Genomic DNA, 14,697 nt, shown 5'->3' on the forward strand with positions numbered 1-14,697 from the left:
TTTTTCCATTGATACGTCGGTGCTGTTCCTCCGTTACCACCAACTGCTGTAAACGTTACACTTGCTCCTGCACAGATCGCTCCTGCCGGGGCTGCTGTGATCGTTACGGCCGGTGTTACAACTGTTGTTACTGTGATAACTACTGCATTTGAAGTTGCAGGGTTACCACTTGGACACGTTGCATTGCTTGTCAGAACTACTGTGTAGCTGTCGTTGTTTAATGCCGTTGTTGTTGTATACGTAGCATTTGTTGCTGACGCTATATTTGTACCGTTCTTTTTCCACTGATACGTTGGTGTTGTTCCTCCGTTCGTAGGTGTTGCTGTAAACGTTACACTTGTTCCTGCACAGATCGTTGTACTTGGTGTTGCTATTGTTACACTAACAGGTAAGATCGGGTTAACTGTCATCGTAATGCCTGTGCTTGTTGCTGTCAGTGGACTTGCACACAAGGCATTGCTCGTAAGTGTTACGGTATAAACATCAGCGTTTGCTGCTGTCGTTGTTGTATATGTTGCATTTGTTGCTGACGCTATATTTGTACCATTCTTTTTCCATTGGTATGTTGGTGTTGTTCCTCCGTTTGTTGGCGTTGCAGTAAACGTTACACTTGCTCCCGCACAGATTGCTCCGGTTGGGGATACTGCGATTGATACTGCAGGTACCAATACCGGATTAACTGTTGTTACGATTGCTGTGCTTGTTGCTGTCAGTGGACTTGCACACAAGGCATTGCTTGTTAATGTTACTGTATAGCTATCGCCATTTGCAGCAGTTGTTGTTGTATATGTTGTGTTTGTTTCTCCCGCTATTGCTACACCACCTTTTTTCCATTGGTATGTAGGTGTTGTTCCTCCATTCGTTGGCGTTGCCGTAAACGTAAGGCTTGCTCCTGCACAGATTGCTCCGGTTGGTGCTACTGCGATTGATACTGCAGGAACCAACACCGGGTTAACCGTCATCGTTATGCCTGTGCTTGTTGCCGTTGTTGGGCTTGCACACAATGCATTACTTGTTAGTACTACGGTATATACATCACCATTTGCTGCTGTTGTTGTTGTAAACGTTGCATTGGTTGCTGCTGCTATATTTGTACCGTTCTTTTTCCATTGGTATCCAGGTGTTGTTCCTCCGTTTGTTGGCGTTGCTGTAAATGTTACGCTTGTTCCTGCACAAATTGCTCCGGTTGGTGCTACTGCGATTGATACTGCTGGAATCAACACCGGGTTAACCGTCATTACAATGGCTGAACTTGTTGCTGTTGTTGGACTTGCACACAATGCATTGCTCGTAAGTGTTACTGTATAGCTATCGCTGTTCGCTGCAGTCGTTGTTGTATATGTTGCGTTTGTTGCGCCTGCTATTGCTACAGTATTCTTTTTCCATTGATACGTAGGTGTTGTTCCTCCGTTTGTTGGCGTTGCGGTAAACGTTACGCTTGCTCCTGCACAGATTGCTCCGGTTGGTGCTACTGCAATCGCTACACTTGGAACCAACGTTGGATTTACAACTACAACAACACTTGCCTCTGTATAACAGGATGCGTTTCCTGTATTACCATCTTCAACACGTAATACATAGGTACCCGCCCCAGTGGTTGGTCCGGTAATAGCTGTTGTGTTGCTCGGTACTGCTGTTGCTGTACCAACTGTAGGATTAGGCGATAAAGCACCGGTTGTTAACGGAACTGTTGTGCTTGCACCGCTACCTGCTGTCTTGAACCAGGAATACGTAAACGCAGTGTTCAAAGGAGCCGCAGCAACCGTTACCGTACCGGATAAGGTCTGAGCTGTTCCCTGACACAAACTTATTGGTGTACTCGCCGGTGCTGTAATAGCTACTGTAGTAGGTTTTGAACACGGACAGTTTGGTACTAATACAACTGCGACACGTGCGCATGGTGTAGTATTCGTAACATCAAATGTTACATTATATGGTATACCACCTTTTTTTCCGCCGCCGTTTGCTCCATTATTATTTGAAGAAGAAGTTCTTGATGTGGTAACACCATCAAATGTATCAACCATCGGGAATGTTAAATCATTTTCACATTGTCCCAAACTTATTCTTGCAAAATTACAACTTGTACCCGTAACAGTACCCGTAACAGTTTTAAGAATTATAAAATAATTCGTATTTGCCGGAACAGGTGCGCTACCTGTTAAGGTTACTTGCTGATCTAATTTTTGAGGATCAGCTGCTGTTCTGGTTCTGGTAAAATTAACTGACAAAGATCCGTACACAACCGTTGGGTCTTCTACTAAACCTCCGGATCCGGCTTTTGCTCCAACTACCTGGAAAACGGTATTTCCGTTCATGGTACATCCCACATCCTGTAATTCCATTTCAACCATCATTTGCATTGACGTAATGGTAATTGCTTTGTCTGCATGATACCCTTGGTTATACACATTGCTTAATTGTGTAGTTAAAGAACCAGAACTATAATTCGTTTGTCCCTGGTAATTTGGAGAACATGTTTGAGTTTGTTTGAAAACCAATCCAGAACCAACAGATGCTTTGCTGTAATAAACTGTTTTATTGCCTGAACCATCTGCTGTGATACTCGAAACATCTAGTGTTGTTAAGGCCGAACCAACAGACGTACCTATATTTGTTCCTCCACTTGATCCTCCAGCATTCCACCAATTGTATTTTACAGTTGCAGGATCTGACGGGTCAGGTGTAAGTTGAACTTTTCCAACGTTTCCACAATATTCTTTCTTTATAATAGTTGGTTCAGGAATAATTGAAATTACAACATCCTCCGTTGCATCAGGATATACGTTACAACCTGCTTTTGTACCTATGTATTTTATTACTACCGTATATGTATCGGCTGCCGTAGCTGTATAGCTTAGATTAGCCGCCACAGAAGTTAATCCTGTTTTAACTATGTTAGCTGCAGTAACGGCACCTTTGTACCAAGTAATTTGATAACTAGCCCCAAGGCCTGTATTAGGTACAAAACCAGAATTTAATACCAAAGAAAATGTTGGACAAACTTTAGTGTCACCCGGGGTTAAATTAACGGTTGGTGCAGGGTCCCTAACACTACATCCACTAGGAGGATTGATCAATGTTGCATATGCCTGGCTGGTTGTGTTACCAATTCCCAGCTGGCCTAACGTATTACAACCCCAAGCATATAAATCATTGCTTGCAGTACCATAAAAACCCCATGTATCCCCTCTATTTATTAACGTAACATTATTATGAACAAGTCCAGGAGCATATTGAATATAACTAGGCTTAATACCAGCTGTACCATTCGTAGCACCAGTACCTGTCATACCACCATTTGCACAATTCGATCCGTTACCTCCCCATGAAACTGGCTTTCCATCTATTGATACAGCCATTCCATAACCCTGGCCACCACCGATTGCTTTTGCTAACAAATAAGTACCATCATTACTTGCACCTGTTGTATTACCTGCTATTACTCTTGCAGGAATAGAGCTTGTTGTATTTATTGTTGTATTACCTGTTGCATTATTCCATCCACCGTTACCCCACGTCCAAACATAGCCATTAACATCTAATGCAATACCAAATACGTCACCCGCCTGAAGCTGAGAGATATTATTCATCTGTGTTCCATCTCCATAAATAACCGGTTTTGCATAGCTACTTTGAACGAAGCCGCCTGCACCAGTATTTGGATTCGAAGTACCATTAGCATCTCTTCCCAAAGTTCCGTTTAATCCAAATCCCCATGAATACACTGTACCAACACCATCGCCATCCGGATCTACCAATGCATATGCAACGTTATCACCGGCAAAAATTTGAGTTACACCCGTTAAAGGTGTACCTGCAGCAGTAAGAACATAATTAGCTGTATACTGATCTGTTGTTACACCAGGACCCTGACCTAACTGACCAGATTGGGCAGGTGTACCATCAGAAGCTGTAGAAGTACCTGTATTTCCACCCCAAGAAACCAATCTTCCATCCTGCAAAATTGCAAATGAATTTACTGTTCCTGAATATACTACAGCAGCATTAATCAAATAGTTTGTTCCGGCTTGTCTGTTTGTTGTTGAAACTGCAGCATTTGCTATAACTCGTGTAGGTATAGTAACTATCCCACCTGCAGTACCTATACCAATCTGACCTTGACCATTAACACCCCATGCCCAAACATCACCTGCACAAGCCAATGCAACAAAGTGTGATCCGGAACCAGAGTTTATTTGCTTGATATCTGGTGCAGAAGCAACACCATTAAATACTGTAATTGCGGTTGGTGTTGTGACAGTACCTCCTGGGTTAGGACTTAATCCTAATTGATTCCCGGTATTATCTCCCCAAACAAATGCTGTTTTGTTTTCACAAACGAAACTTGATACGGTATTTCCTCCGGAAATAACCAAATCTTTTTGTGCATTAGCAAAAAATGAACTAATGGTACACAAAACAAGTAGCAACCAATTACGGCCTTTTGATTTTAACATAAGATAAATCAATTTTAATTTTTACTAAATACCAAATTCTCTCACGCAATAAAGAACTATGGTATTTAACCACGAATTTACACTAATTTTTGCGGATTTTAATATGTGCATAAAAAAAGTTGCAATTTTATTTTGCTTATTTTATGAACGAATTGTACTTCCGCAAGAATATAACACTCGTATATACTACTTGTTATACAAAAGGTAACACCGGAAAAACAAAATAATTACAATTAATCCACCTTTAAATACTATTTATTGCTATATGAAAAAATAAAATTCTAAAAATCAAATACTTGCAAAATTTGTATTCTCAAAAATAAAGTTAACGTTTTAATTAATAGAATATTGTACTTAGCAACGAATTCATTGATTTGAATTATTCGATAGTTTATAAAATTCTAACGCTGCTTTTATTTGCCCATAAGAAATTGTGTCTTCCAGACGCTCTTTAATTGTTTTTGAAGACAAAGGGCCAATCTCATCAATTACTGCTGTAATCTTCTTCTGTGTTTCAGGATCAAGCAATTGTTCAATATGTACTTCTCCGGTTACAAGAAAAGAACATAAATGACCTTCAATTGTACTCAGTGAGAAATTTCGTTCCTGAGCAATTTCCTGCAAGGATTTACCCTTTTGAAACATCTCTAAACTGATCCGGTGACTTTCGCCCTTTTTAGGTTTTTCAGTTTTAGTTTCCTCACTATGTATCTCTTCCTGTATTTTAGGTTTCTCTTGCTTCAGCAATATAGAAACATCTGTGCCGGCCAATAAACCTTCGGCATATAGTTTTGCCTGCTCAATGTTTGCATGGTGCCGTTTTATAACGCGCAAAATTAACTGCACATCCTTTACATATTTTTTTGTTTTCTTTTTCGGGATCATCACTTTAATGTGCTCATCCAACGGATCAATACATTCTGTTTGCAATCGATTCCCAAAATAGTTTGCTGCATTCGTTACGCGCTGATGCAAATGCGTATATCCTTCTTTTTCTACAGTAGGAAGAATACGGTCTAATTCTCCGATAAATTTCAGTCCGACTTTATGCAGGTCTGAAAGACAAGTGTGTACCGCTTTCAAACAATCAACGGCTAATTGCTGATCGGAAATTTGTCGCTCGCCTGCATACATGTATTGTTCATAGCTTTCGTGCACTAAGTCGTCAAACTGAAATGCCTTTTTCAAAGACAAGGCTAAAAATTTTTGCTGCTGAACTTTAAGATAGCTTCCTAATTCATTAACCGGATGTGAAGCTTGTAGGTATTTTAAAATACGTTCGTCAACACGAATGCTGTGTGGCGAGATCTTAGAATATAACACCAACTCCTTTGTTGATGTTAACCTACTCAAGGCAACATATACTTGTCCGGCTGCAAAGGAATCACCTGCATCTACAATAGCCCGATCAAATGTTAAACCCTGACTCTTATGGATCGTAATTGCCCAGGCCAGTCGAAGAGGAAATTGAACAAACGAACCAAGTTCTTCTTCTTCAATTTTGTCTTGTTCTTTATTTGCCTGATACCGGATATTTTTCCATGTTTCACGCTCAACCTTCATTTCATCTGCACCTGAAACAGGTTTCACCATAATGTATTCGTCTGCCAGTTCTGTTACAACAGCAAGCATGCCATTATAAAATTTACGGTTATCTCCTTTGTCATTTTTAATGAACATCACTTGTGCATCCACTTTCAAATGCAATTGCAATTCAACCGGATAGCTCCGTTCGTTGAAGTCGCCTGTTACGAACGCTTTATATTTTTTCTCTTCTGTTTTTAACTGATTCAATTGGAAACGATTAATCGTTTCAGCTTTATCGTTGTGCGTAGTTAACGTGATGTATGCCTCGCCTGGTGCCGGACGGAACGTAGGCTTAAAGTATGTATTTAAATGTTCTAAGTCTGAAGGATGTACTGCATTGGTACGGATACGGTTTAGTATATCCAAAAATATTCCATCCTTTTGTCTGTATGTTTTTTGCAATTCAATCACTAACGGGTTGAGTGCACGTAATGCCTGCGCTTCGAAAAAGAACGGGCTATCGTAATACAATTGCATCACATTCCACTCTTCGTTTCTAACTACCGGCGGCAATTGATATAAGTCGCCAATGAATACCATCTGCAATCCGCCAAATGGATTTTCATTGCCTCTGTAATGTCTTAAAATTGTATCGATTGCATCCAGCAAATCAGCCCGCACCATAGACACTTCATCAATGATCAACACTTCCAGTTCTTTAATCACATCAATCTTAGCTGCGCTCAAATGCGTTGTTGTAAATAAAGATTTCTGATCACAAAAGTTTTGCTCTTGCTGAAAAGATTGACTTGAAGTTGTTGGTAAAAACGGTTTGAAGGGTAATTGAAAAAGTGAATGCAGGGTCACACCACCCGCATGAATTGCTGCTACACCTGTAGGTGCAGCTACAGCAAGTTTCTTAGGTGTGTGTTCACGTAATTGTTTTAAAAAAGTAGTCTTACCTGTACCTGCTTTTCCTGTTACAAAAACAGATTTGGCAGTATGTGCCACAAATTGACAGGCCATATCAAATGGCAGATTGATGTCCGAATGTTCGATGGCAGAACTCATGAAATAGTTTCGAATGAAAAGTAAAGGTAATGAAATTAGTTTCCAGGTGCTAGGTACTAGTTGCCAGATGTTAGTTATCAGCCACCAGTTTTCAGGTACTAGACAAATTATTTAACAAATGATAAACTAGTTCCGAATTGTTCGGCACTACTGCGAGTTGCAAGTTTATTCGTTGCAGAGGTAAAGATTTAATAAGCTTTTAAACAAACAAGTCCTGTGATCTCTCACAGGACTTGTTTGTTTAACCATCTAGTTACTAGTTCCTAGTAACTATAAACTTTTTCTTAGTCTGGCAACTAGTGCCTAGTAACTAAAAACTACTTAATGTCTAACAACTCAACTTCAAAAATTAAAATTGAATTGGGAGGAATTGTGCCTGCGCGCTGCGAACCATATCCGCGATATGATGGAATATATAAAATTCCCTTTTCGCCTTTATGCATCAATGGAATGCCTTCGTCCCAGCCTTCGATCACATAACCTTTGCCAAGAATAAAATCAAATGGTGTTCCGCTATCTCTTGAACTGTCGAAGATTTCTCCATTCAAGAGATATCCTGTGTAATGCACGATAACTTTGTTGCCCTTTTTAGGATAAGCACCAGGACCTTCCTGTACAACCTGATAGTAAACGCCTGTTGCTGTATCAAGCTTTGCAGGAATGTTGTTGTTCTTAATATATGCAGCCAATACCGCATCTTCATCTTCTTTTGCTTTCTTTGCCATAATTACCTGTTCTTGATTATACTCTTGCATTGTCATCACGTCGTGCATTTTTACTTCGAAACGAAGAAAGCTTCCTTTCGCAATGTATGCGGGCATTTCAGCACCTATACCATATTTAAATAATGTATCGGCAGAAAGCCAGAATGCGCAGCTGTCTCCTTTAGAAAGCATGGCAAGACACTCTTCAAAAGCACCAGGATATTTAGGCTTTTGAATCGTAGTGATTACCATGGTTTTTTCCGCTATGGTATTGCGTAAAATTGAATCTTTGCTGTTAAACAATTTAAAGTCCAGTTTTACTACCTCTCCCACACTTCCGGTTTTTCCGGGAATATCTTGTCTGAATTTATACGCCAAACCTGAAGGCGCATAAGCAACATCTTTTTCTCCAAACAACGCATACTTGCTTTTGCTCTTTTCCTTTTTTCCTTTTTGAGCTACGGCATGCTGGATACTGCCTATGCAGATCAATACAATTAATAAGAATATTCTATTCATATACTATTATTCTTTTTTTATATCTACTTCAAATAATAAAGGTGCATTTGGAGGAATTACATTGGCGGCTCCTCGATTTCCATATGCTGAACCGGACGGTATAAGTATTAACGCCTTTTCGCCTAATCTTAGTCTTTGAAAAGCATAATCCCAACCTTTAATAACTTCACCAATACCTACTGTGAATTCAAAATAATCATGGGTTGACTGATCGAAAACTACTCCTTCAATCAGAAGTTTTCCAATATACTTTGTCTCAACAATTTCTCCTTTAACAATATACGGTAATTTTTTGGAGCTTTTTTTAAGTTTTACAATATACACGCCACCTTCTATTGCTTCGCCTTTTAATTTATGATCGGTCAGATATTTTTGTATCTGGATACTATCTTTCTGATATGCCTCTTCTTCGGCAATCCTTTCCGCCCTTTGCTCTGCCTTTTGTATCGCCATTACTGAATCAACAAAATGTTTTGAATAGACTTTACTCATTCTTACGACCATGTAAATCATGCTGCCCGTTGGAACGTATGAAGGAGTTTCTCTCTGAAATGTATTGGTATATAATGAATCTGCATTCAGCACAAATATTGCACTGTCGCCTTCGGTAAGTAACCACAGTCCTTCTTCGATACCTGGCTTGTGCACGACTTCAGGTGTCGGTATTCCAACCGGATTTCCATCCGAAAATTGATTATCAAAAATAGAATCTTTGATGGATCGTATATCAAACCAAAATGTAATGTATCCTCCTTTTTCCGGATAGATTCCACCAACAGAATCTTTTATGATTTTATATTGTAATCCGGAAGAAGTGATTAAAAATCCGGACGCTCCAAAATCCTTTGTTGCCGGTATAGTTTTATTCTGCGCATTCAAAACAAAATTGCAAGTGCAGAATAAAAGACCAAAAATGAATAGTTGTTTCATTCAAATTTTATTTTTTCACTTCTACTTCAAATACTAAAGGAGCATTCGGAGGGATATTACTTCCTGCACCTCTGGCTCCATAGGCCATACGCGATGGTATTAAAAGTATAGCCTTATCTCCCGGCTTCAATTTTTGCAAGCCTTCGTCCCATCCCTTAATTACTTCGCCTGCACCAAGTGTAAATTTGAAATAATCACCGTCCTTGGAACTATCAAACAGCGTGCCTTCAATCAATAACGTGCCGATATAAGCAACTTCAACATTGTCTCCAACCTTAAGTTTCTTTTTGATTTGTGGATCTGTACTCAAAATGACTACGTATGCGCCGCCTTGAGTTCGCTCTCCTTTCAGATTTTTCCTTGCCAAATATTTTTGAATCGCAATACTGTCTTTGGTATCGATATCTGTTGCTGCCGCTCTTTGTTTGGCTGCCAGCGTTTGCTCCTCAAACCGAACCGAATCAACAAAGCGCTTGGAATATACGTTGCCCATTTTAACAATCATTTTGATTGTGCTTTGCGGCTTAAGAAATGCCGGTCTTTCCTGACGAAACGTATTTAGAAAAAGTGAATCTGCATTCAACAAAAAGATTGCACTATCTCCTTCAGTCAGCAATAATAAACCTTCTTCAATGCTTGGTTTGTGAAATAGAATGGGTGTTTCAATAGAAACAGCAGGGGTTGTATTGTCGAATTGATTTTCAATGATTGAATCTTTGTCTGTGCGGATCTGAAACCAAAAAGTAATGTAACCGCCTGGACTGGGTAACTCTTTACCAATTCCTTCTTTTAAAATTTTGTATGATAGGCCGGATGAAGTAGTCGAAAAAGTAGGTATTGATTGTCCCTCTGTTGAAGAGGTTTTTTTATTCTGTGCATGCAGAACAAAACTACATGCACAGAATAAAAGACCAAAAATAAATAATTGCTTCATTCAAATTTTATTTCTTCACTTCCACTTCAAATACTAAAGGGGAATTTGGAGGAATCGCTCCACCTGCACCTCTAGATCCGTATCCCAAGCGAGAAGGGATGATGATTAATGCTTTTTCGCCACGCTTTAATTTTTGAAATCCTTGATCCCAGCCTCTGATCACCTGACCCATACCAACTACAAACGTAAAGAATTCACCATCCGGAGAATGATCGAATTCTGTTCCTTCGATCAATAATTTACCTGAGTATGTTGTTTGAATTGTATCAAGAGGAGCAATGAATATGTCCGTTGATTTATTTTCTTTCAATTTAACAACGTATGCACCACCAATTGTAGCCTGACCTTTTAAGTTATTTTTTTTCAAATAATTTTGAATTGCGATACTGTCTTTTTGGTATGTAACAGATTCTTCAAGCATTTGGTTTTGTTGTTGCTGTTCCTGAAGTACCATTACTGAGTCTATAAACTTTTTTGTATAAACTTTGCTCATACGGATAACCATTTTAACTGTGCTTCCTGCTGCAATACCTGCCGGCAATGGTCTGTGGAACGTCTTGCCATAAAGTGAGTCTGCATTTAATAAGAATTCAGCACTATCACCTTCTGTAAGCAACCAGAAACCTTCTTCGATACTTGGCTTATACGCTGCATCCGGTGTAGGTATTCCAACCGGATTCGGATCACTGAATTGAGTATCTATGATAGAATCTTTGTCGTTTTTAATTGCAAACCAAAACGTAATATAACCACCTTTTTCAGGAGACGGTCCACCTACTGAGTCTTTTACAATTTGATATTCTAAACCACTATCAGTCTTTTTAAATTTATTACATGAAGTGATGCTCGCGATTAAGAATGCGCCAGCTAACAGGGATAAACTTTTCTTTAACATAGAAATTTTTCTTTACGTAGGTTTTCGAGTAATTCTTCTTTATAAGTAGATACTATTTCGCGGAAGTGGCGAACGGTTTCTGATAAAGATTTTAATGATCTTCCACCAGAAGCGTTTTTATGACCGCCGCCTTCAAAATGAGTACGAGCAAATACATTAACATTAAAATCGCCCTTTGAGCGAAATGAAATTTTTACACCATCTTCGCGCTCAATGATCATGGCAGCAAATACTACCTTGTCGATTGAGAGTGCATAATTTACAAGGCCTTCTGTATCTCCCGTCTGCGCATCAAACCGTTGAAGCTCTTCGGCAGACAGATACATAAAAGCCGTATACAATTCAGACAAGACAACCAATTTTTCAGACAAACAAAAACCCAGCAAACGTAAACGCTCTTCGGAGTTTGTATCAAAAATTAATCTATGTACGCGTGATGAATCTAAATTCCATGAATATAAATCTGCAATAATCTGATGAACCTTTTGATCGGTATTTGAATGGCGGAACGAACCTGTATCCGTCATAATGCCGGCGTAGATGCATTCTGCAATGTAGGTATCCATTAAATGACGACCATCTAAACCGATGATCAGTTCATATATTAAAATTCCCGTTGCAGCAGCCTTTGTATCTGAAATGGATATATCAGCAAAGTCCTGCGGTTCCAGGTGATGATCTATTAAAACCTTTATCGCCTTAGATTTTCCAACCAGTTCACCCAGTTCATTGATACGGCCCAATGCATTAAAGTCCAGACAAAAAATTAAATCCGCAGCTTCAATGTATAATGCGGAACGCTCTTCTTTACCATCGTTGTAAACCCAAACACCATCGTTACCTGACATCCAATCTAAAAAAGATGGATAGTCTGAAGGTACAATAACCTGCACATCGTGATTTAATTTTTTAAGAAACCGAGCTAATGCCAACGAAGAGCCAAGCGCGTCTGCGTCAGGCTTATGGTGAGTTGTAATAACAATTTTCTTAGGTGATTCTAAGAGCGGTTTTAATTCAATCAGCTGTTGCTGCATCTGGTATTTGTCTCAACTTAATGATGAGGCCAACAAAGGTCAAAAGAAATAGTAGAAAAAACAACCCGCATGCACTTCATTTTCACAAATTAGTTTATGGAATGTCAAGTATTTATCTATTTTTGTTGAATAAATAATGAAGTACGACTATGGTAGGAAACAGAACATTTTCAATGATTAAACCCGATGCCGTGAGAGACGGTCAGAGTGGTAGCATTTTAAAAATGATAGAGGCGGCAGGTTTTAGAATCGTGGCTATTAAATTAACGTACTTAAGTTCTGAGCGGGCAGGAGAATTTTATGGTGTGCATGCAGACAAACCATTTTATCCAAGTTTGAAAGCGATCATGTCTGAAAGCCCGATCATGGCACTCATTTTAGAAAAAGAAAATGCAGTTGAAGATTTCAGAAAATTAATCGGCTCTACAAATCCGGCTAATGCAGCAGAAGGAACAATACGTAAACAGTTTGCTAAATCGCTTGAACGAAATGCTGTGCATGGTTCTGATTCAGATGAAAATGCGGCAATTGAAGGAAGCTTTTTCTTCAGCAACCTTGAAAAATATTAAAGTTGACAATTCGTCGGACCACAAAAAGTGGTCTGACGAATGCTCTTAATAAATTAACTTTTTACTTTTTATTTTTTCTCGACTTCATACAGAAGTGCAGAGTTTGACAAATCTGAGGGTGCCACAACGTCTTCTTCCAATGGTGGATTGTTTCCATAACGCTGTTTCATTATTGCTTTAACTTCCGGTGAAGTCAAATCGAAGTCTTTCATTTTTCTTAAGGGACACAACTCGACTCCATAACTTCTTTTATATATTTTCCATACCAGTTCCGAACAATACAATTGCTCGTCGCTCCAATTAAAATATAGATCGTAATGTGTACCCAGCATTTTTTTAGCCTGAGCCTGGGCTACAGGAATTTCAGCATTTTCTATTTCAGCAGTTCTGTTTTTAAGACGCATTACCGTATAGTGGCCGCCCGTTCCGTGGGAAATCCACGTGGCAAGTTCGGTGATACGCACAGGTTCAACAGCTTCTAATACATAAGCTTTTTCGCCTTTAAATGTGATCATACCTACATGACTATACTCGGAATGAGTTGCAAGTTTTACGGCTTTGCATTGATTCGATTGTGAGGATTGAAAAATAATGTCTCCTTCCATATATGTTGTTGTTACAACTTTAGACTTAACAGCATTGTCAATTTTATCTTTTATAGTATAAAATGAAAAAAGCGTGAAGCTTCCTGCTAAAAATAAAATGGAGATAAAAACATTTTTTTTCATAATGAAGAATTTTTTAGAACTAAACGCAACATTCTGTTTTTTAGGTATAAAAAAAGGGTAAAATATTTCTACTTTACCCTTAACATTCATTTTTAAAAAAACAATTCGTCTGACCACAAAAAAGTAGTCTGACGAATGTTAAAAGTTATTTACTCAACGTCGTTTGCGTATTCGTTTACTGCAGCGTGCTCGCCATCGTATTGAGCAATCCAGAAATTATTAAAGCCTTCGCCCAAGTGCAATTGGATTTTCTGTAAAGCCAGTAATTCAAGTATCGATAAGAAATTATATATCACAGCCATTTTGATCGGAACATCCTTAATGATGTCAGCGAATGAAATACGCTGACCTCTGCTCACCTTGCTAATGATGTACTCTTTTTGAATTTCAATGGAATATGGATATTGCACCACATGGTGTATAGGTTTTGTCTTTTCTTCCTTCCAACGCTCTACTACTTTCTCAAATACTTTCAGGAGTTTATATAAATCAATATCCTGCAACTCTGTTTCAACATTGCTGACTTCAGAAAGTAATTTCAATTCTTTTGCAATGTTACCGCGTTTCTCACGCTTCAAAGAAGTCTCTTCTAACTCTGAAAATTCACCAATAACAGATTTGTATTTTTTGTATTCCAATAAATGCGAAACCAATTCTTCTCGCGGATCTATTTCATTGCCTTGCGGATCAATGTCTGGTCTTGGTAAAAGTGTCTTGGCTTTAATACGCATCAACGTTGCTGCAACAAGAATAAATTCGCTTGCAATATCTACATTCATCTTTTCAAGACGGTGAATGTACTCTAAAAAGTCGTTGGTGATTTTTGAGATCGGAATATCATATATGTCAAGTTCATCTCGTTCGATAAAGAACAAAAGCAAATCGAACGGGCCGGCAAACAGCGGCAACTGAATTTCAAAATTTTCTTCTTTTGTCATAGTCATTCTTAACCGTATTAGGTATTCTTTAGATATCAAAGATACCGATTTGAGCATCCAGGAACCACCCCATCTTCGCTATCTTTTACACCTTACTGGTTGATAATCTAGTGGATTAACGTGGATATCCTGTTTATAAATAGGTTGATTGTTGTAATCGCAAGATCTCTTATTCCTCAGAGAACTCTTACTTTCCTGGATATTTCAATAACTATTTAGGATGTGGTGTAGTTTCGGATAGAGTTATTTTTAAGGAATATACAATACGGACCAAATGCAGCGTTCTTATAAAATCTTATGATCTGCAATATTTATATCCTTCGGGCATATATCTTCGTATTTTGTTTGATAGTCGTTAAACAAATATTGTTTATCTTTGTTTTCATAT

General features: G+C 38.7%; 9 protein-coding genes and 1 pseudogene. 1 reads left to right on the plus strand and 9 read right to left on the minus strand.

Features of this window, described 5'->3' with window-relative positions:
• The 7 genes and pseudogenes from A3EE_RS0101475 to A3EE_RS0101505 all read right to left on the minus strand — a co-directional run.
• Positions 1-4,460: pseudogene (locus A3EE_RS0101475) on the minus strand (gliding motility-associated C-terminal domain-containing protein); the annotation flags it as partial.
• Positions 4,461-4,826: 366 nt separating this feature from the next.
• Positions 4,827-7,058 carry a helix-turn-helix domain-containing protein gene (locus A3EE_RS0101480; protein ID WP_018341649.1) on the minus strand — a complete coding sequence of 744 codons (2,232 nt, stop codon included), beginning with the start codon at positions 7,056-7,058 and terminating at the stop codon, positions 4,827-4,829.
• A 317-nt stretch (positions 7,059-7,375) separates the two neighbouring features.
• Positions 7,376-8,281: an FKBP-type peptidyl-prolyl cis-trans isomerase gene (locus A3EE_RS0101485; protein WP_018341650.1), complete on the minus strand. Its 906-nt coding sequence runs from the start codon at positions 8,279-8,281 to the stop codon at positions 7,376-7,378.
• Between the two features lie 6 nt (positions 8,282-8,287).
• Positions 8,288-9,211: an FKBP-type peptidyl-prolyl cis-trans isomerase gene (locus tag A3EE_RS0101490; protein WP_018341651.1), complete on the minus strand. Its 924-nt coding sequence runs from the start codon at positions 9,209-9,211 to the stop codon at positions 8,288-8,290.
• A 7-nt stretch (positions 9,212-9,218) separates the two neighbouring features.
• On the minus strand, positions 9,219-10,145 hold the full coding sequence (locus A3EE_RS0101495; RefSeq protein WP_018341652.1) for an FKBP-type peptidyl-prolyl cis-trans isomerase: 927 nt from the start codon (positions 10,143-10,145) through the stop codon (positions 9,219-9,221).
• Between the two features lie 7 nt (positions 10,146-10,152).
• Entirely contained in the window at positions 10,153-11,040 is an 888-nt protein-coding gene (locus A3EE_RS0101500; RefSeq protein ID WP_018341653.1) for an FKBP-type peptidyl-prolyl cis-trans isomerase, read from the minus strand.
• Positions 11,034-12,074 (minus strand): DHH family phosphoesterase, encoded by a 1,041-nt coding sequence (locus tag A3EE_RS0101505; RefSeq protein ID WP_018341654.1) that lies wholly within the window; start codon positions 12,072-12,074, stop codon positions 11,034-11,036. Before A3EE_RS0101505 ends, A3EE_RS0101500 begins: the two co-directional genes overlap by 7 nt.
• 149 nt (positions 12,075-12,223) lie before the next feature.
• Between A3EE_RS0101505 and A3EE_RS0101510 the strand changes: the two genes are divergently transcribed.
• Positions 12,224-12,643, plus strand: a complete 420-nt coding sequence (locus A3EE_RS0101510) for a nucleoside-diphosphate kinase (RefSeq protein WP_018341655.1) — start codon at positions 12,224-12,226, stop codon at positions 12,641-12,643.
• A gap of 68 nt (positions 12,644-12,711) precedes the next feature.
• Here A3EE_RS0101510 and A3EE_RS0101515 read toward each other — a convergent pair whose 3' ends face one another.
• Together A3EE_RS0101515 and A3EE_RS0101520 are read right to left on the minus strand one after the other, a co-directional pair.
• On the minus strand, positions 12,712-13,371 hold the full coding sequence (locus A3EE_RS0101515; protein WP_033417431.1) for a YiiX family permuted papain-like enzyme: 660 nt from the start codon (positions 13,369-13,371) through the stop codon (positions 12,712-12,714).
• Positions 13,372-13,520: 149 nt separating this feature from the next.
• Complete coding sequence (locus A3EE_RS0101520) at positions 13,521-14,309, minus strand: segregation and condensation protein A (RefSeq protein WP_018341657.1); 789 nt, start codon at positions 14,307-14,309, stop codon at positions 13,521-13,523.
• Between the last annotated feature and the right edge of the window lie 388 nt (positions 14,310-14,697).

Origin of the sequence: Cytophaga aurantiaca DSM 3654, from assembly GCF_000379725.1 — a bacterium.
Taxonomy (GTDB): domain Bacteria; phylum Bacteroidota; class Bacteroidia; order Cytophagales; family Cytophagaceae; genus Cytophaga; species Cytophaga aurantiaca.